This is a genomic window from uncultured Aquimarina sp. (genome assembly GCF_947492965.1).
Lineage (GTDB): Bacteria > Bacteroidota > Bacteroidia > Flavobacteriales > Flavobacteriaceae > Aquimarina.
In genome coordinates this window covers 744569-763566 of the sequence record NZ_CANLOZ010000002.1, presented here as the reverse complement: position 1 = coordinate 763566, position 18998 = coordinate 744569, and the positions used below count along the sequence as shown (strand labels likewise).

At 33.8% G+C, this 18998-nt stretch carries 17 protein-coding genes; 13 read left to right on the top strand and 4 right to left on the bottom strand.

What is annotated here, in order from left to right; genetic code table 11:
• Positions 1 to 3 precede the first annotated feature (3 nt).
• Together Q1B37_RS07880 and Q1B37_RS07875 are read right to left on the bottom strand one after the other, a co-directional pair.
• Positions 4 to 1896, bottom strand: a complete 1893-nt coding sequence (locus tag Q1B37_RS07880; protein WP_299897519.1) for an ATP-dependent DNA helicase RecQ — start codon at positions 1894 to 1896, stop codon at positions 4 to 6.
• 10 nt (positions 1897 to 1906) lie between these two features.
• The gene (locus Q1B37_RS07875) at positions 1907 to 2464 is read right to left on the bottom strand and encodes an ATP-binding protein (protein WP_299897516.1); all 558 of its coding nucleotides are present in this window, start codon (positions 2462 to 2464) and stop codon (positions 1907 to 1909) included.
• A 181-nt stretch (positions 2465 to 2645) separates the two neighbouring features.
• Here Q1B37_RS07875 and Q1B37_RS07870 point away from each other — a divergent pair, with 181 nt between their 5' ends.
• The 7 genes from Q1B37_RS07870 (at position 2646) to murA (ending at position 9463) form a co-directional block, all read left to right on the top strand.
• Positions 2646 to 3107 (top strand): (2Fe-2S)-binding protein, encoded by a 462-nt coding sequence (locus tag Q1B37_RS07870; RefSeq protein WP_299897513.1) that lies wholly within the window; start codon positions 2646 to 2648, stop codon positions 3105 to 3107.
• A gap of 19 nt (positions 3108 to 3126) precedes the next feature.
• Positions 3127 to 5280 carry a molybdopterin cofactor-binding domain-containing protein gene (locus tag Q1B37_RS07865; protein ID WP_299897510.1) on the top strand — a complete coding sequence of 718 codons (2154 nt, stop codon included), beginning with the start codon at positions 3127 to 3129 and terminating at the stop codon, positions 5278 to 5280.
• A gap of 3 nt (positions 5281 to 5283) precedes the next feature.
• Complete coding sequence (locus Q1B37_RS07860; RefSeq protein WP_299897507.1) at positions 5284 to 6354, top strand: XdhC family protein; 1071 nt, start codon at positions 5284 to 5286, stop codon at positions 6352 to 6354.
• Positions 6347 to 6949: a nucleotidyltransferase family protein gene (locus Q1B37_RS07855; protein WP_366944308.1), complete on the top strand. Its 603-nt coding sequence runs from the start codon at positions 6347 to 6349 to the stop codon at positions 6947 to 6949. The genes Q1B37_RS07860 and Q1B37_RS07855 overlap by 8 nt, the downstream gene beginning before the upstream one ends.
• 60 nt (positions 6950 to 7009) lie before the next feature.
• Positions 7010 to 7303, top strand: coding sequence for a DUF493 family protein (locus Q1B37_RS07850; RefSeq protein WP_299897504.1), 294 nt, complete (start codon positions 7010 to 7012; stop codon positions 7301 to 7303).
• Positions 7304 to 7462: 159 nt separating this feature from the next.
• Complete coding sequence (locus tag Q1B37_RS07845) at positions 7463 to 8116, top strand: DUF4290 domain-containing protein (protein WP_299897502.1); 654 nt, start codon at positions 7463 to 7465, stop codon at positions 8114 to 8116.
• A gap of 30 nt (positions 8117 to 8146) precedes the next feature.
• On the top strand, positions 8147 to 9463 hold the full coding sequence (murA, locus tag Q1B37_RS07840; RefSeq protein ID WP_299897499.1) for a UDP-N-acetylglucosamine 1-carboxyvinyltransferase: 1317 nt from the start codon (positions 8147 to 8149) through the stop codon (positions 9461 to 9463).
• A gap of 72 nt (positions 9464 to 9535) precedes the next feature.
• Here murA and Q1B37_RS07835 read toward each other — a convergent pair whose 3' ends face one another.
• The gene (locus tag Q1B37_RS07835) at positions 9536 to 10846 is read right to left on the bottom strand and encodes a DEAD/DEAH box helicase (RefSeq protein WP_299897497.1); all 1311 of its coding nucleotides are present in this window, start codon (positions 10844 to 10846) and stop codon (positions 9536 to 9538) included.
• Between the two features lie 275 nt (positions 10847 to 11121).
• Here Q1B37_RS07835 and Q1B37_RS07830 point away from each other — a divergent pair, with 275 nt between their 5' ends.
• Positions 11122 to 12270 (top strand): response regulator, encoded by a 1149-nt coding sequence (locus Q1B37_RS07830; RefSeq protein ID WP_299897494.1) that lies wholly within the window; start codon positions 11122 to 11124, stop codon positions 12268 to 12270.
• Between the two features lie 12 nt (positions 12271 to 12282).
• Here Q1B37_RS07830 and Q1B37_RS07825 read toward each other — a convergent pair whose 3' ends face one another.
• Positions 12283 to 12603: an Hpt domain-containing protein gene (locus tag Q1B37_RS07825; protein WP_299897491.1), complete on the bottom strand. Its 321-nt coding sequence runs from the start codon at positions 12601 to 12603 to the stop codon at positions 12283 to 12285.
• A gap of 691 nt (positions 12604 to 13294) precedes the next feature.
• On the opposite strand from Q1B37_RS07825, the gene Q1B37_RS07820 reads away from it, so the two are divergent.
• The 5 genes from Q1B37_RS07820 (at position 13295) to Q1B37_RS07800 (ending at position 18988) form a co-directional block, all read left to right on the top strand.
• Positions 13295 to 13867: a Crp/Fnr family transcriptional regulator gene (locus tag Q1B37_RS07820; RefSeq protein WP_299600767.1), complete on the top strand. Its 573-nt coding sequence runs from the start codon at positions 13295 to 13297 to the stop codon at positions 13865 to 13867.
• 134 nt (positions 13868 to 14001) lie between these two features.
• Positions 14002 to 15816 carry an acyl-CoA dehydrogenase gene (locus tag Q1B37_RS07815; protein ID WP_299897488.1) on the top strand — a complete coding sequence of 605 codons (1815 nt, stop codon included), beginning with the start codon at positions 14002 to 14004 and terminating at the stop codon, positions 15814 to 15816.
• 42 nt (positions 15817 to 15858) lie between these two features.
• Positions 15859 to 16635: a glucose 1-dehydrogenase gene (locus tag Q1B37_RS07810; RefSeq protein WP_299897485.1), complete on the top strand. Its 777-nt coding sequence runs from the start codon at positions 15859 to 15861 to the stop codon at positions 16633 to 16635.
• Positions 16636 to 16686: 51 nt separating this feature from the next.
• Positions 16687 to 17901 (top strand): acyl-CoA dehydrogenase family protein, encoded by a 1215-nt coding sequence (locus Q1B37_RS07805; RefSeq protein ID WP_299897482.1) that lies wholly within the window; start codon positions 16687 to 16689, stop codon positions 17899 to 17901.
• A 34-nt stretch (positions 17902 to 17935) separates the two neighbouring features.
• Complete coding sequence (locus Q1B37_RS07800; RefSeq protein WP_299897480.1) at positions 17936 to 18988, top strand: phosphotransferase family protein; 1053 nt, start codon at positions 17936 to 17938, stop codon at positions 18986 to 18988.
• Positions 18989 to 18998: the final 10 nt, after the last annotated feature.

Below are 18998 nucleotides of genomic sequence, written 5' to 3'. Positions count from 1 at the left end.
TATTTATACGAGTTGATAGTTGTTATAAGAATTTATTTTTATAATACGATGTTCGTTTAATTCTCTTAGTATTTTTAATCCTTCTTCTTCGGAGCAATCTAGTTGATGTAGCAATTCTCTGGAGGATAAGTCTTGTTTTGTTAAAAGAGTGAGTATTTGTTTTTTGATTGCTACAGGATCAATAACTGATTTTTTTTTGGCAAGGCATATATCACATATTCCACAATCAGCAGCATCTTGCTCTCCAAAATACTTTAGTAAAAACCTACTTCTGCATATTTTCTCGTTTTGTACAAAATCAATCATTGCATTTACCTTTTTGGTTTTTGATAATCGCAATTCTGTTATATAAGGTTTTATTCTATTAATAGTATGATCATCTTCTCTAGGTACTAAAAAAGTAATATTAGCATCCGTTAGTTTATGCTTAAAAATAAGAAGTTCGGCTTCCTCTAGTTGTTTTAATGTGTCGATTACATCCGTTTCTGTACAATTAACTTTGGAAGCGATTAGTGATAGATTAACTTTTACTTCTTCGTCAAAAATACCTCCATATGTTCGCAATATTGCTTTGGTAATTAATGCTAAGTGGGGTTTTTGTTCTAGATACCCTAAAAGATGATTTCCAGTGGTAGTGATATGGATTGTACTCTTTTTGGAGTATCGTTGAGAAAAACTTAATACACTACAACGATCTAAAAACTGTAATGCATTGTAGGTTATCAGTGTGTTTAAATTATAAGTTTTGCAGAATATATTAAAATTGAAACCATGGGAAGATTGTTCACCTTCTCCATAAGATATCCGAAAATAATTGCAAAGTTTACGATAAACCAGTTTTACAAATTCTATATCGGGTAATACTTTTATAAATTGATTTTGAACGTTGCGGATATCATTATTGCTATTTAATAAGAATGCAAATGATTTGGTTCCGTCTCTTCCAGCTCTTCCTGCTTCCTGAAAATAACTTTCTATACTTTCGGGAATGCTATAATGTATAATGGTTTTTACATTCGATTTATCAATACCCATTCCAAAAGCATTGGTAGCTACCATAATAGTAATTTCCTCTTGCATCCATTGTTGGAAACGTTTGGTCTTTTCTTTTGCGTCGACACCTCCATGATAGTAAGTTGCCTTCAGTTTATTTGCGTTTAGGAAATCGCTAATCTCTATGGCAGATTTTCGATTTCGTACATAAATGATAGAACTACCTTTATATTTAGAAAGAATCCGAAGTAATTGATCATTTTTATCTAAAGTTTGGGTTACGATATATCCCAGGTTATTCCGGTAAAAAGATTGTCGGAATACTTTTGGCTGAAATAAATCTAATTCAATTATAATATCATCTACTACTTCGGGAGTAGCAGAGGCCGTAAGTGCAATTATAGGAACAGAAGGTTTTAGCTCTCTTAGAGTTCTTATTTTTTTATAAGAAGGCCGAAAATCATTACCCCATTGTGATATACAATGTGCCTCATCTACTGCAATCAGATTAATGTTCATTTTTTTTAAACGTTCTTTCACTAGATCTTGCTGTAATCGCTCTGGCGAAAGATAAAGGAACTTATAATTACCATAGATGCAATTATCTAATAGCGTATCTAGTTCAGAATATTTGATTCCACTAGTAAGCGCTATTGCCTTAATACCTTTTTGTTGTAAATGTTGTACTTGATCTTGCATTAAAGCAATTAGTGGTGATATAACAATACAAATACCTGGTTTTAAAAGGGCTGGAATTTGAAAACAAATGGATTTACCTCCACCAGTAGGTAGTAGACCAAAGACATCATTATTTTGGAGGAGCGCATTGATGATCTCTTCCTGAAAAGGTCTGAAAGAATCATAATTCCAATTTTCCTTTAATAGTTGAATAGGGGAAATCATCAATACTATTTTATAAAACGTGTTCTAATATAAAGGTACTGCGTTCTTTTACATTTCCAAAAGGAACTTCTATACAATTGTATCCAAACTTTGTATAAGTGTTTAATAAGTGAAGGTAGATTTGTTTTGCTTCCTCAAAACTTTCATATCTTTCTTCATCAGAAGTGTAAATGTCTTCCCATGGAGGAAGTATAAAAATCTTATTATACCGATACGACTTACAAGCATCAATAAAAGTTTCATCATATGTTTGATCAAACAAATCCATGTACGCAAGAACATCAGGAATTCCACGATCATAAAATGAAATTTGTTTATCACTAGCCTTAGGATCCCGATACTGATCAATTCTACCTTGCAAAAGTTGTAAATTGAAATCGTAAGGATCATCAACAGATACAATAGGATTAGAGGCGATTTCCATCGCGTCGTTGCTAAGTTTCACCTCTTGAGTTATACTTCTAATAAATTCTGGAAAACAAAAGAAACCATCATCTTCGAGTTTGTTTATGATGGATGTTTTTCCAGTAGAAGGACCTCCTGTAATTACTATTTTGTGTTTCGTCAAAGAAATATTTTTTTACAAATTTCGGAATTATTAAAGGATTTTGAAAATAGATTGATAAGGATACCATAAAGCTCTGTTAAAGTTGAATTGCCCAGTATTTATTTTTATTACTTTAAAAAAGCGAAAATGGATTTTTAGCTTATTTAGACTAATTAAATACAAATCTTTAAAAATTAAACTCATGCCTGTTTATAATCTAAAAGTAAATGGTAAATCACTTTCTGTTGATGCAGATAAGGACACACCATTATTATGGATTCTACGAGATCATTTTGATTTAGTGGGTACCAAATTTGGTTGCGGAATTGGACAATGTGGCGCTTGCACAGTACACGCTGATGGAGTAGCTACAAGAAGTTGTCTGTTACAAGTATCTGTAGCTGCTGAAATGGGAATAACTACAATAGAAGGGTTATCTGAAGACGTTTCGCATCCAATTCAACAAGCTTGGAAAGAAATAGATGTTCCTCAGTGTGGATATTGTCAGGCCGGACAAATCATGACTGCAGCAGCGTTTTTAGAGCAGAATCCAAATCCTAATAGAGAGGAGATTAGAACTGCTATGAGTGGAAATCTGTGTAGATGTGCTTCCTATAATAGAATAGAAAAAGCTGTAGAAAAAGCTGCAAGTAAGCTAAGTTAACCAATTTAAATCCAAAAAAATGAAACGTATTACAACACCTTCTGTTAGTAGAAGGTCATTTATAAGAACATCCGCATTGGCTGGTGGAGGAATGTTAATTGGTTTTAACCTATTTCAGGCTTGTAAACCAGAAGCTGCACCTCCTGTAGATATTGCTGATTTGAATTTTAATGATTTTAATGCATTTATTAAAATAGCAGATAATGGAATGGTCACTATTTTTTCTCCAAATCCAGAGATTGGGCAGGGAGTAAAAACTTCGATGCCGATGTTAATTGCAGAAGAGTTAGATGTCGCATGGGATAATGTTGTAGTAGCGCAAGGTGCATTAGATACCAAAAACTTTACTAGACAAGTGGCTGGAGGAAGTCAATCTTTAAGGCATGGTTGGGAACCATTAAGAAAAACAGGAGCTACTGCCAGGCAAATGCTAGTGAATGCTGCAGCGGCAAAGTGGGGAGTAGATCCTTCTACATGTACTACTAAAGAAGGAGTGATAACCAATAGCAACGGAGATAAACTCGGATACGGAGAAGTTGTTAAAGAAGCAGCTTCTTTGGAGATTCCTGAAGATATAAGTTTAAAAGATCCTAAAGATTTTACCATTATCGGAAAAGATATTCGAAATGTAGACATCGATAAAATCGTATCTGGTAAACCTCTATATGGATTAGATTATAAGGAAGAAGGAATGCTATACGTTAGTGTAGTGAGACCGCCTGCATTTGGTAAAAAACTAGAAGATTTTGATGCTACAGAAGCTAAAACGGTAAAAGGTGTTATCGATATATTTAAGTTCGGTGATAAGATTGCTGTGATGGCTGAAAATACTTGGTCAGCGATGAAGGCTAAAAAGATCGTGAAAGCAAAGTGGAAAGATGATTCTAAACTAGAGAATACAGAAGATCATGATAAAGCATTAACTGCTCTTTTGGATGGGAATGAGTTTAATACGATGAGGGCAGACGGAGATGTTAAAAAAGCTTTTGCAAATGCAGACAAGGTTTTAGAGAGAACATATGAATCTCCTTTTCTACCGCATAATTGCATGGAACCTATGAATTTCTTTGCAGATGTAACCCAAGAAAAAGTGCGTTTGGTTGGACCTATTCAAACACCAGCAGGGACGGCAAGAAGAGTAGCGGAACTATTAAATAGAAAGCCAGAAGAAGTTACCGTAGATATGACCAGAATGGGTGGTGGTTTTGGTAGAAGATTATATGGGGATTTTGCTTTAGAAGCTGCAGAAATCTCCAATATCGCCAAAAAACCGGTTAAGGTGGTGTATTCTAGAGAAGATGATATGTCTGCAGGAATTTACAGACCAGCAATAAAATATAGAATTAGTGCTGCGATAAAAGATGGTAAATTAACAGGTTATCACTTAAAAGAAGCTGCAGTGAATTCTAATATGTATGGCTTAATTCCTAATTTCTTTCCTGCGGGAGCAGTGGAAAATTATCAGGTAGACGTTGCTAAATATGATAGTAATATTACCATAGGAGCTTGGAGAGCGCCATACACGAATTTTCTTGCTTTTGCAGAGCAAAGTTTCTTTGATGAGCTAGCTGAAGTAATGGAAGTAGATAATATACGATTGCGACTAGACTTATTGCAGAATGTGAAAGGTCATGATGATGAAAGAATTCAATATTCTCCAGAGCGATTGGAACAAGTGATCAAAACCGCAGTTGAAAAATCTGAGTGGGGTAAAAAACCTGAAGGAGTATTTCAAGGGTTTAGTTCTTATTATTGTCATAATACACATGTAGCCGAAGTAGCAGATGTAGTCATAGAAGATGATCAACCTGTAGTAAAAAAGATAACTTGTGTGGTTGATTGTGGTATTGTTGTAAATCCTTTAGGAGCTAAAAACCAAATAGAAGGAGGAGTTATCGATGGAATAGGGCATGCTATGTATGGAGATTTCACCTTTAAAGATGGTAAACCTCAGGATACTAATTTTAATACATATCGTTTAATTAGAATGAATGAAACACCTATTGTAGAAACACATTTTATCGAAAGTGATGTTGCGCCTACAGGATTAGGTGAACCTACATTACCACCAGCAGGAGCTGCAATTGCTAATGCTATAAAAGCCGCAAAAGGTGTTCGGATGACAAAACAACCTTTTGTAAAAAATATGAAGGAAAAAGAATTGCTTGGGTAGAATATGACTCATGAGTTTAAAGAAATAATAGCTTCTTATAAAGAAGCAAAGAAAATAGGAATGCGAGCCGTCATGGCAACAGTTGTTGATATTGATGGCTCGTCTTACCGTAGACCAGGAGTTGGAATGTTGATTCTGGAAAATGGACAGATGACCGGAGCGGTTAGTGGCGGATGTGTAGAAAAAGAAGTGTTAAGGCAAGCTCAATCCGTTTTTGATTCTGGACGAGCTAAGGTTATGACCTATAACGGAAGGTATCGTTTGGGTTGTGAAGGTGTTTTATATATTTTGATAGAACCTTTTCTAATTAGTTCCGAAAATATAGACGAAATAGAGTCATATTTACAATCTCGAACATCTTTTGAGATGAGTTCTTTTTATGCAAAAGAAGAGAATACGGAACTCCTTATGGGATCTACTTTGTCTTTTGATGCTACTCATAGCTTTAGATTCTATGACAATTTTGAATTAATGTCAATAGATGATACTAATGGAATTCATTGTTTTAAAAGAGAGATGAAACCATGCTTTCGATTAGTAATTATTGGTTCTGAGCATGATGCAGTAGTATTGAGTGAAATAGCCCATAAAACTGGATGGGAAGTAGAGGTGGTAAATTCTCCAAAAAATCCTAAGACTATAGATGATTTTCCTGGATCTAATAGAATCATTAATAAATCTCCTGAAGATTTAATAATTGATAAGGTAGATAAACAAACTGCAATTGTGTTGATGACACATAATTTTGCGAAAGATCTTTTGTATCTGCAAGCAATTAAAGATACAAGTCCAGTGTATATAGGTTTGTTAGGACCTTCTAGAAGAAGAGAAAAATTGCTGTCTGCATTTATAGAATATTTTCCTGAAGTTACAGATGAGTTTATGGATTGTATTCATGGGCCAGCCGGACTTAATTTAGGAGCAGAAACTCCACAAGAAATAGCTATTTCTATTATTGCAGAAATACTTTCTGTTGTTCGTAATCAGAGGCCTATTCCGTTACACGAAAAAATAGGAGGTATTCACAGTGATTATTCCAATGATCTCGCTCATAATACAGTAAAAGATCATTAAAGAAATAGCGCATATCATATTAGCAGCAGGAGCTTCTACCAGAATGGGATCTCCAAAGCAATTGTTACCTTGGAAAGAAGAATCTTTGATAGTATCTGAAATCAAAAAGGTTCAAAAATTATCTCAATTAGAAACTTATGTCATATTAGGAGCTAATTTTGATCTCATTAATAAGGAAATAGAACATTTACCAGTTCGTATTTTGTACAATCAAAGTTGGCAATCTGGAATGGGAACTTCTATAAGTACAGGAGTTCGACATATAATGAGTGCAACGAAGAAATATAAAGCAGTATTAATATCTTTAATTGATCAACCTTTTATAGATCTTGCGCATTTCAATAATTTGATACAGCATTATACCGAAAATCCAAATGCGATTGTAGCTACAGCAATGCAAGCTAAAATAGGAGTTCCAGCAATGTTTTCTAGCATTTACTTTGAAGAATTATCAGAGCTTAAAGAAGATTTTGGAGCAAGATATATTATTAAGAAATATAAGGATAAAGTTATTACCTTAGATGGTAAAAATAAGACGGATGATATGGATACAATGGAGCAATATCGGTTGTTAATTAAAAGACTAAAAGAGTAATATATCACTTCTTAATATATAAAAGAGAAGGTGTATCTTTGCCCAAAAATTTTGTAATAGATGAGTGACCCTTCAAAATCTGAAGAATTTTATAAAAAATTAAAAGCCCAATTAGCAGATACGGCCCTTTGGCCAACAAACTATTTGTATAAGTTTATCGTTCCTACAGAAACTGAAAAAGTGAATCAGGTAGAAGAGATTTTTAATAATCTTGGCGCTGTGATTACTACCAAACAGTCCAAAAATGGAAAATACACTAGTGTTTCTATAAACGTTCGCATGAAAAACCCGGACCATGTTATTTCTAAGTATAAAGAAGTAGCGGATAGAGTAGAAGGTGTAATTTCTCTATAAGAATGAATATTTTTAGATTCATTTTAAGCATACTAATATTATTTTAGTATTTTGCAAACAAATATTGAGCCGCCTAAAAGTCAGGATATATTACTTACCATTCCTTTTTGTAGATGCTCAAGACTACTACTTATACATTTTATAGACTTTAACAATCATATGAGTATAAATAATTTAGAATATAATACCGATCGGGATAAGTTGATTATTCCAGAGTATGGTCGTCATCTTCAAAAAATGATTGATCAAGCTGTTGAAATAGAAGATAGAGAAGAGAGAAATAAAGTAGCAAAAGCCATTATAGCGGTTATGGGAAATCTTCAACCTCATTTAAGAGATGTTCCAGATTTTCAACATAAACTATGGGATCAGCTTTTTATTATGAGTGATTTTAAACTGGATGTAGAAGCTCCTTATCCTATACTCACAAAAGAAAAGTTAGAAGAAAGGCCTGAGCCTTTAGAATATCCTCAGAATTTCCCAAAATATCGATACTACGGTAATAATATCAAGAGAATGATCGATGTTGCAATAAGTTGGGAAGAAGGAGATTTAAAAACTGCGCTTACATATACAATTGCCAATCATATGAAGAAATGTTATCTCAACTGGAATAAAGATACGGTTGATGATCAGGCAATTTTTAATCATCTTTTGGAATTAAGTGATGGTAAAATAGATCTTCGTAATAGTAGTGAGGATTTAAGTACTTCTACTGATCTACTTAGAGGAAAAAAGAAAAACTATCGTGGAGGTTCTGGAAAAAAGAATTATCGAAGCGGTGGTAATAACCGAGGAAAAAAACGTTATTAACCAAAACATTACCTTAACCAATCAACTTTTATGAGTACTTTTCAGATAGAAGGAGGGCATCAGCTCAAAGGTGAAATTACACCTCAGGGAGCGAAAAACGAAGCCTTACAAATTCTTTGTGCAGTATTATTAACTCCAGAAAAAGTTACGATTTCTAATATTCCAGATATTAGAGATGTAAACAAATTAATAGAGATTCTTAGAAATTTAGGAGTAAAAATTCAGAAACTTGGAAAGGGTAAATATACCTTTAAAAGTGATGAGCTGAATCTAGAGTATCTGGAGAGTGAGCAATTTAAGCAAGAAGGAAGTGGATTAAGAGGATCTATAATGATAGTTGGGCCGTTATTGGGCCGTTTTGGAAAAGGATACATCCCTAGACCAGGAGGAGATAAAATTGGGCGTCGTAGATTAGATACTCATTTTGAAGGATTTATCAATTTAGGAGCAGAGTTTAGGTATAACAAGGAAGAACGTTTTTATGGCGTGGAAGCTCCAGAAGGTCTTACAGGTACTTATATGTTATTGGATGAAGCCTCTGTTACAGGAACGGCTAATATCGTAATGGCTGCAGCATTAGCTAAAGGAAAAACAACAATATACAACGCTGCTTGCGAACCGTATTTGCAACAACTTTGTAAAATGATTAACTCCATGGGCGGTAAGATTCAAGGTGTTGGATCTAATTTGCTAACTATCGAAGGAGTTGAATCTTTAGGTGGATGCGAACATAGAGTATTGCCTGATATGATCGAGATTGGTTCTTGGATCGGTCTTGCTGCTATGACCAAAAGTGAAATTACGATCAAGGATGTAAGCTGGGATAATCTTGGTATTATTCCAAATACATTTAGGAAACTTGGTATCACTATAGAACGTGTAGGAGATGATATCTACATACCAGCTCATACTGATGGTTATCAAATTGAAAGTTATATAGATGGATCCTTTATGACAATTGCTGATGCTCCATGGCCTGGATTTACTCCAGATTTGTTAAGTATTGTACTTGTTGTAGCTACACAAGCTAGAGGAGAAGTAATGGTACATCAGAAAATGTTCGAAAGTCGATTGTTTTTTGTAGATAAATTGATAGATATGGGGGCTAAGATCATTTTATGTGATCCACATAGAGCAACTATTATTGGTCATGATTTTAAATCTACATTAAAAGCAACCACTATGGTGTCTCCAGATATTAGAGCTGGAATTTCTTTGCTAATAGCGGCTTTAAGCGCAAAAGGAACATCTACGATTCATAATATTGAGCAGATAGATAGAGGATATGAAAATATTGATGATCGATTGAGAGCCATAGGGGCTAAGATTATTAGAATGGACTCATAAGTAAAAAAGATATACTTATATTGAAAAAAACAAAAAGAGGAACTGTTTAGTTCCTCTTTTTATTTTAATCCTTTAAATCATGGTCACTCTAACTTTTTTCTTTTTTAGTCGAGTATTTGTAACCTGTTCGATTACTTTTTTTGCTTTAGAAGCCTTTACGGCTGCAAAAGCACAATCAGGTTTGATTTCAATAATGCCTAATTCATCTCTGTGTAACTTTCCTTGTTTTATAAAAAGACCAGCAATATCTCCTTTGGATATTTTGTCTCTTCTTCCTCCAGAAATAAATAATGTTTTCCACTCAGATTTCTCCGGAATGGGAGCATCTATCAATTCTTCTACTTCAACTTCATCTATAAAATCAGGAAGTATTTCTTCTTCCCATTGCAGGATATAAGCAGTACCATTAGCATTCATCCTTGCTGTTCTACCATTTCTATGTGTGAATTCCTCACGCTTCATAGGTAAATGATAATGTATAATATATTTGATTTCGGGAATATCAATTCCTCTTGCAGCAAGATCTGTGGCAACGATTATTTGATGTGTTCCATTTCGGAATTTTATTAAGGCTCGTTCTCGATCTTTTTGTTCCATACCTCCATAAAAACAACCATGATCTATCTTGTTCTCTTTTAAAAATGCGCTGACACGTTGTATAGAATCTTTGTAATTACAGAATATAATTCCTGGCTGATTTCCAATGTGTTTAATTGTTTTTACTAATACTGGTAATTTGTCTTTAGATTCAGAGATAACCCTTTTTTGCGTTAATTGAGAGGTGGCTTGATCTAGATAATTGATTTTTATTGGATTGTGAAGTCTCACAAAATCTGGTATTGTAGACTCTTGCGTGGCAGAAGTAAGTACTTTTTTCTTGATATTGGGTAATGCATTGATAATCTCTATCATTTCTTTTTCGAAACCTACTTCCAATGATTTATCAAATTCATCCAAAACAATAGTGGTAAGATGAGCTACTGAGATGTTATCCCGTCGAAGTCTATCGGCAATCCTACCGGGAGTTCCAATAAGAATCGCAGGACGATGTTTTAAATCTAATTTATCTTGTGAGCCCGATCTTCCTCCATAGACGGCATTGATCTTAAATCCAGTTCCCATATCTCTGGCAACTTTTTCTATTTGTATCGCAAGTTCTCTAGACGGAACTACTATAATCGTTTGGATTTCTTGGCAATCAACATCTAGATTGGCAAAGATAGGTAACAGAAAAGCAATAGTTTTTCCTGTTCCAGTTGGAGACAATAAAATGACATTATCGCTGGAACTAATTGCCAATCCTGCTTCTTCTTGCATAGGATTAAGCTTATCTATACCTAGTTTTTTTAAAAATACCTGCTGGTTTTGATCTGTAAATGACATTTTGCAAATGTACAGGTTACTGAAAGATTAACTACTGTTTTTCTAACTATTATAAAACTATCTTTAATTGATTTTTTCGAATAAAAACTGTAACTTGAATTACACAAATATTTTGAAAATAAAATTATCTACTTGTGTGTTTAGGTGAAAATTCCCTAAATTTATAAAACAACTAATAATATCTTTAGTGATTTTGTCGCTAACAGATACTTCCACAAATCCAAATAGTACAGGCTCGATTAAGATTTTATAATAAGTTTTAAATTAGATATATAATGAAAAGAATTTTAGCGATTGATGATCAGCAACTAATACTATTATCTTTAGAGAAACATCTTACGGATTTAGGATATGAAGTAAAATGTGCGGATAGCGGACAAGAAGGATTACGTCTTTTTGATTCTTTTGACCCTGATCTTATCATCGTGGATATTAATATGGATGGAATGTCTGGTTTAGAAGTGATAGAAACCGTAAAAAGAGAGAAAAAACCTGATGTAAAAGTATTAGTACTTTCCGGGAATAACGATGAAGATACCATCATTAATGGTTTTGATTTAGGGATCGATGATTATATGAAAAAACCTCTATCATTGAATGAAGTTTCGGTTAGAATAGGTAGGATTTTAGGGGTGAAGAAAGACAGGATTCCTAGCGATGATTCCAAAGGTAAAATACTACAAAGAAATTGTGTGGGAGTGGTAATTCCGTGCTACAATGAAGAAAAAAGATTGTTAAGTAAGGAATTTATTGATTTTACGAATAGTAATCTAGGATATCATTTGTGTTTTGTTAATGATGGAAGTACAGATGATACACTTAATGTTTTATTAGAGTTACAAAAAGGGAGAGAAGATAATATAAGTGTTTATAATTGCGAGAAAAATGGTGGAAAAGGTGAGGCAGTGAGACAAGGAGTATTACATATGGCAAAAGATAAACAGTTAGATTATATAGGATATCTAGATGCCGATCTTTCTACAGATTTCAAGGATTTTGATGACTTGGTAAAAACAATAGCCTCTTCTGATTTTAAAATTGTAAGTGGATCCAGAATGAGTAGGATGGGAGCGGATATCACCAAGGAATCAGGACGTAAAATAATTAGTAAAACTATTAATCTGATCATTCGTAATATATTAGGCATGTCATTTAATGACACTCAGTGTGGCGCCAAAATAATGGATAAAGAGGTTTTTAACGAGTTGTTTAAAGAAAAGTTTATTACTCGATGGTTATTCGACGTTGAGATTTTTATGAGAATGCGAAAATTTTACGGAAAGAAAAAAGCAATTTCATATATATGCGAACAACCACTTAAAAGATGGATACATGCTGATGGTTCCAAATTATCCATGAAAGACTCTGTGAAAATTGTTGGACAGTTGGGTCAAATAGCATACCACTATAGTTTAAAAAAGTAATATGACAAGACCTTATAGAGTTTCTGCTAAATAAGCAGTGATATTAGTTAAGATATTTTCAAACTCCTCTTTTAGTACTTCAGAGGATTCTTTCAGATTGTCTTCATATTTCTCTGCAACATCATATCCTTTTTCTAACCCTAAGATGCTAATCTTGTGTTTAAGCTTATGAACATCTTCTGCTGCTTTTGTATAATTTCTAGATTTTATACTTAAAAAATACTTTTCTTTTTCTTCAGGAAATTCTTTTCGAATTACTTTAAAGATTTTTTCTTCAAAGACTTTATCTCCATTAGAGAGTTTAGTAATAAAAGATAGGTTTGGTTGCTCCATAAATCAAGTCTATGTTTGATTTTTAATTATTTGACATACAGTTTTTTATAAAGATTGTGTGTTGATAATAGGGGAATTTACCTCTAATTTAAGAACAAAAATTATTAAAAACTACAAGTTTTTATCAAAATGTACATACTGATATTCTTTAGAAATAATTCCACTTTTAATCATGAGCAACGGTTTATGAACTGTTAAAGCATTAGTTTTTTAAACTTAGTTGAGGTTTACCTTCATTGTTTTCAACATAAAATACAGTTATTAACATAGTTATTAACACTTTTTGAAAGTTTTAGACTACAAAATTAATTTTTAATATGATTTTAATTGAATTTAATCCTAATATTAGTACATATAAACAAATTATGAACATAATTTAAACAATTTTTTTGTTAAATTGTTAATAACTATGTATATTTATCTTGTTTAATCTTTAAATCACACAGTTATGAATCACCTTTATTCTTCTATTGAGCTTATTTTAAAAAGTGCAGTTGATTTTTTAAGAGACCTTCCCGGAGCATCTAGTTATGCGATCCGTAAATAATAAATTGTTTAGTTGTAGTTTATAAATAGTCGAAAAAGGTTACTTCTTGTAAGTGGCCTTTTTTTTATACCATAAACTCATTCCTCTCCTAATACTTGGTCTTTATATAAATATTTTGTTCTTTCGTTGATATAGCCATAAGTATTGAAAGATTTAGAAGAAAAAATACGGTCTTTTACACCAGTTAGCGATTCGGATATGGAATTTGGGCTTCAGTTTTATAAAAAAGAAACATATAAAAAAGGAATGTTTCTCGTAAAACCAGGGCAATATATCCGGGATTTCTATTATATGAAGCAAGGTTGTGCCACCTATTATACTGTAGAAGATGGTGTAACAAGGGTTATGGAGTTTTATACGGAGAACACTTTTTTTACAGATTTATATCCTTATATAGAAGAAATACCTTCAGAATCATATTTGGAACTTACAGAAGATTCAGTAGTTTATGCGATATCTAAAAGTGATGCATTAAAAGTTTTTGATCATTCTCATGCATTAGAGCGCTTTGGGCGATTGTCAATGCAGAAGGCCTATATAAATAATTTTCAAAAAATTAATCGCATTAAAAATTTGTCAAATCAGGAACGATATCTTCAGTTGTTGGAAAAAAGGCCTTCACTTTTTCAACGAGTTCCCCAATATATGATTGCTTCTTATCTAGGATTAACACCAGTAGGACTTTCAAAAATAAGAAAACGTCTTAGTCAGCAATAGAGCTTGTTTTTGTTATATCGAAAACCTAAGGAAATCTTAAATTTCTCATTTATTAAACATGTTTAATGAGAATGTATTAAATATTCACGAAATTTAATGAGTTGTCAACAATCAACTTCTTAAAACTTCGTACAATGGCTAATCAATATGTAGATATAGATACTTTAAAATTCTTTTTATATGACGTTCATCATTTAGAAGAGGTATTACAGCAAGAACGTTTTGCCGATCATGATAAAGATTCGTTGAATTTGTTTATAGATTCGGTAAAAGAATTTTCGGATAGAGAACTATTTCCGTATTTCAAGGAAATGGATGAAAAACCTGCGTATCACAAAAATGGTGGAGTAGTGGTTCATAAACAGGTAGAAGTAATGATGAAAAAAGGTGGAGAAATGGGACTCATTTCAGGAACCTTTGACTATGAGGCTGGAGGATTGCAAATGCCTATGATGGTTTATACAGCCTCTTCTTTTATTCAGGATGCAGCCAATAATCACTTACCTGGTTATGTAGGCTTAACCTTAGGAGCGGCAGAACTCATCATTCATTTTGCTAATAAAGAATTGAATGACACATACGTTCCTAAGATGTTATCTGGTGATTGGGGAGGAACAATGTGTTTAACGGAGCCCCAAGCTGGTAGTTCACTCTCGGATGTGGTTACAAAAGCTTCACCACAGGATGACGGCTCTTATAAAATTTCAGGACAGAAAATATTTATTTCTGGAGGAGACCATCAATATGCAGAAAACTTTGTCCATTTGGTACTCGCACGTATTGAAGGAGCTCCAGCAGGAACAAAAGGAATTTCCTTATTTATTGTACCTAAAAAACGACCTGATGGTAAAGGAGGACTTATTAGTAATGATGTTACTACGGTTGCAGATTTTCAAAAAATGGGTCAACGCGGTTATTGTACTACGCACTTAGGTTTTGGCGATGCAGATGATTGTAAAGGCTGGTTAGTTGGTGAACCACACCAAGGACTGAAATATATGTTTTTGATGATGAACGGTGCAAGAATCGCTGTAGGAAGAGGTGCAGCGGCAATTGCTACAGCTGCTTATCATGCCTCATTACAATATGCAAAAGAACGTCCGCAAGGAAGAAAGCTAGCAAGTACAGGAAAAAAAGACCCTGAACAAGGCCAGACGTTAATTATCAATCACCCTGATGTTCGTAGAATGCTTTTATTGCAAAAAGTAGTTGCAGAAGGTTCACTAAGCTTGGTATTGTTAGCTTCAAAATATTATGATCTTAAAGAGACTGTTACAGATCCTTTAGAAAAAGAAAAATATAGCTTATTGTTAGAATTGATCATTCCGATGGTAAAAACATATCCTTCAGAGATGGGAGCACAAGCTGTTTCTAATGGTCTACAGGTATTAGGTGGATATGGGTTTTGCGCGGATTTTATATTGCAGCAATATCATAGAGATATAAGAATATTTCCAATTTACGAAGGTACTACAGGTATACAATCTCAAGATTTACTAGGTAGAAAGCTTTTAATGGAAAATGGAAAGGCTTTAGAATTACTTACTAAGGAAGTAATGCTAACTATAGAAAATGCATCTAAGTTCGAAGATCTAAGAAAATATGCAAATACCCTTGGTGGTAAACTTCAATTAGCTCAAAAAGTAATTGGATTTTTAGTCGGTTTTGCTAAAAAAGGCGATTACGAAAGGTTTTTATCTGATGCTTCTCCTTTTATGGAATTTTTAAGTAATATCACCCTAGCTTGGGTTTGGCTAGAAACAGCAACTTTTGCTAAGAGCACATTGGTTTCTGGCGCTTTAAAATATTCAGAAGAGTTTTATGAAAGTAAAATTCATGCAATGCGGTTTTATTATAAATACGAGTTGCCAAAGACTACTGGATTAGCAGAAATTCTAACGAATGAAGAAGTACTTACAGTAGCAACTGAAAAAGAGATCTTACATTAATTTATCCCACAATTTAAAAATTATTAATTCATTAAACATCTAATGAAGAGTATACAACAATCATTCAATTTAAAAGGAAAAGTAGCTATCATAACTGGTTCTAGCAAAGGAATTGGAAAATCAATCGCTCAAGGATTGGCAGAATATGGAGCCAAAGTGGTTATAAGTAGTAGAAATCAGGAAGCGGTTGATAACGTCGCAGAAGAATTCAATAACAATGGTTTAGAAGCGATTGGAATTGCTTGTCACATCGGTAAAGCCGATCAACGTAAAGAGCTAATAGAGAAAACCATAGAACATTATGGTGGAGTGGATATTTTGGTAAACAATGCGGCTATTAATCCTATTTATGCTCCAATTGAGGAAGCTGAAGAGGAAGTATTCGACAAGATCATGGATGTAAATGTAAAAGCACCTTGGCTGTTATCTAATCTGGCATTGTCTTCTATGAAAGAAAGAGGAGGTGGTAGTATAATTAATATAGCCTCTGTAGAAGCTTTGCATCCAGGAGCTGGTTTGGGTTTATACAGTACGAGTAAAGCGGCTTTACTGATGTTAACTAAGAATCAAGCTAAAGAATGGGGACAATATGGTATCAGAGCGAACGTAATTTGTCCAGGACTTATCAAAACTAAATTCAGTGCTGTTCTTTGGCAAAATGAAAAGCTACTTAATAAAATAGAAAAATCATTGCCCTCATCTCGTATGGGAATGCCAGATGAAATGGCAGGGATTGTTTGTTTACTAGCTTCAGATGCTGGAGCTTATATGACTGGAGGAGTGTATACTGCAGATGGAGGTTATATGATAGCAGGTTAATCTTGAGAGATAGATTTTGAAATAATAATTATAGCTAATAATAGAGAGTATATGAATTTCGATTACTCAGAAAAAATTATAGATCTTCAAGAGAGACTTACTTCGTTTTTTGATACGTATATTCTGCCTGTAGAAAAGGAGGTCAATGAATTTCTGTATCATCCTGATAATCTTTGGAAACCATGGCCTGGTATGGAATCATTAAAACAGAAAGCCAAGGAGGAAGGTTTATGGAATTTATTTCTACCCAAAGCGTACGAAGATCTAAGTCCAGGATTGTCAAATCTGGAGTATGCTCCTCTAGCAGAAATTATGGGACGTATTTTATGGTCTTCAGAAATCTTTAATTGCAGTGCGCCAGATACTGGGAATATGGAAGTTTTGGCAAAGTATGGATCAAAAGATCAACAAAAACAATGGTTAGCGCCTTTGTTAAATGGTGATATTCGTTCTGCTTTTTTAATGACAGAACCTCAAGTCGCTTCTTCGGATGCAACAAATATCGAAACTTCCATTGTGAGTGATGGAAAGGATTATGTGATTAATGGAAGGAAATGGTGGTCTTCTGGCGGAATGAACCCTAATTGTAAAATAGCCATCGTAATGGGTAAAACAGATCCACAAGCTCCAAGGCATCAACAACAAAGTATGGTCTTAGTACCTATGAATACACCTGGATTAAAAATAATTAGACCTTTATCGGTTTTCGGCTTTTATGATTCACCAGAAGGGCATGCAGAGATCTTACTAGAAAATGTTCGTGTTCCCAAAGAAAATTTGATTCTGGGAGAAGGAAGAGGTTTTGAAATAGCACAAGGAAGACTAGGTCCTGGACGTATTCATCATTGCATGCGTCTTATCGGAATGGCTCAGAGATCTTTAGAGCTAATGTCAAAACGAGCTTCAGAACGTATAGCTTTCGGAAAAACATTTAAAGATTACAGTAGTATTCGGCAAGAAATTGCAAAATCACAATGTGATATCGAGCAGGCTAGATTATTGACACTTTCTGCAGCTGATAAGATGGATAAATTTGGGAATAAATTATCCAAAGATTTAATTGCTATGATTAAAGTAGTAGCTCCAAAAATGGCATTGAAAGTAATTGATAGAGCCATGCAAATTCATGGTGGAAAAGGTGTGGGTCCAGATACTCCTTTAGCACATTTTTTTGTTGCTGCAAGAATGTTAAGGTTAGCAGATGGACCAGATGAAGTGCATATGTACCAATTAGGAAAAAGTATTATAAAAAAATACGCTGAGTAATATATAAAATCAACGCTTTTTAAAGATTAGTATCATGCAAGATGTTCGTAAAGGAGAGGAACTTAATGAAGAAGCATTAAAATCATTTCTACAAAAAAATGACCTTATACAGAGTATAGAGAGTCCATGGAAGGTTACGCAATATACTCATGGCTACTCCAATCTTACATATTTAGTAGCAATAGAAGATAAGGAGTATGTGTTAAGACGTCCTCCATTTGGTGCCATAAAACGAGGACACGATATGGGACGAGAATTTAGAGTTCAGTCCGGTATTTATAAGGCGTTTCCAAAAGTTCCCAAGATGCATGCTTATACTGATGATGAAAGTATTTTGGGATGCCAGTTTTATGTGATGGAAAAAGTGGAAGGAATTATTCTAAGCATTCAAGAAGCAAAAAAGAGAAATATTAATGATACAAGTTTTAAGAAAATAGCAGAATCTTGGTTAGATACTTTTGTTCAATTACATGCGATAGATTATAATAAAGCAGGGTTAGAAGATCTTGGTAGGCCAGAGGGATATGTGGAGCGTCAGGTATCTAATTGGAGTAAGCAATATGTAGCCGCAAAGACTCAAGATGTTCCAGAAGCGCAAAAAGTAATGGAATGGATGGAGACACATCAGCCAAAAGAGTATACATACAGCTTAGTTCATAATGATTTTAAATACGACAATATTGTTTTTAAAGATGAGAACTGGAATGAGGTAAATGCTGTTTTGGATTGGGAAATGGCAACGCTAGGAGATCCTTTAATGGATTTAGGCACATCTTTAGGATATTGGACAATGCAGAGTGATCATGAATTTGTAAAAAAAGGAATTCCTTCACCTACCATAATGGAAGGCAATCCAACTAGAAGTGAAATTGTTCAGAAATATGCAGTGAAAAGTGGAAATACTGTCGATAATCTGATTTTCTATTATGCTTTCGGACTTTTTAAAATTGCAGTGATTGCCCAGCAAATTTACTACAGGTATGATAAAGGATTAACAACAGACCCGCGTTTTGCCCAATTGGATCAGGCATCGGCTTTGTTATGTTCGTTGGCATGGAGGGCAATCCAAACAAAAAAGATTGACTAATACTGGAAAA

Coding starts and splice junctions, on each gene's coding strand:
- Q1B37_RS07880 (WP_299897519.1), bottom strand. CDS start 1,896: ATGATTTCCCCTATTCAACTATTAAAGGAAAATTGGAATTATGATTCT.
- Q1B37_RS07870 (WP_299897513.1), top strand. CDS start 2,646: ATGCCTGTTTATAATCTAAAAGTAAATGGTAAATCACTTTCTGTTGAT.
- Q1B37_RS07865 (WP_299897510.1), top strand. CDS start 3,127: ATGAAACGTATTACAACACCTTCTGTTAGTAGAAGGTCATTTATAAGA.
- Q1B37_RS07860 (WP_299897507.1), top strand. CDS start 5,284: ATGACTCATGAGTTTAAAGAAATAATAGCTTCTTATAAAGAAGCAAAG.
- Q1B37_RS07850 (WP_299897504.1), top strand. CDS start 7,010: ATGAGTGACCCTTCAAAATCTGAAGAATTTTATAAAAAATTAAAAGCC.
- Q1B37_RS07845 (WP_299897502.1), top strand. CDS start 7,463: ATGAGTATAAATAATTTAGAATATAATACCGATCGGGATAAGTTGATT.
- murA (WP_299897499.1), top strand. CDS start 8,147: ATGAGTACTTTTCAGATAGAAGGAGGGCATCAGCTCAAAGGTGAAATT.
- Q1B37_RS07835 (WP_299897497.1), bottom strand. CDS start 10,846: ATGTCATTTACAGATCAAAACCAGCAGGTATTTTTAAAAAAACTAGGT.
- Q1B37_RS07830 (WP_299897494.1), top strand. CDS start 11,122: ATGAAAAGAATTTTAGCGATTGATGATCAGCAACTAATACTATTATCT.
- Q1B37_RS07825 (WP_299897491.1), bottom strand. CDS start 12,603: ATGGAGCAACCAAACCTATCTTTTATTACTAAACTCTCTAATGGAGAT.
- Q1B37_RS07815 (WP_299897488.1), top strand. CDS start 14,002: ATGGCTAATCAATATGTAGATATAGATACTTTAAAATTCTTTTTATAT.
- Q1B37_RS07810 (WP_299897485.1), top strand. CDS start 15,859: ATGAAGAGTATACAACAATCATTCAATTTAAAAGGAAAAGTAGCTATC.
- Q1B37_RS07805 (WP_299897482.1), top strand. CDS start 16,687: ATGAATTTCGATTACTCAGAAAAAATTATAGATCTTCAAGAGAGACTT.
- Q1B37_RS07800 (WP_299897480.1), top strand. CDS start 17,936: ATGCAAGATGTTCGTAAAGGAGAGGAACTTAATGAAGAAGCATTAAAA.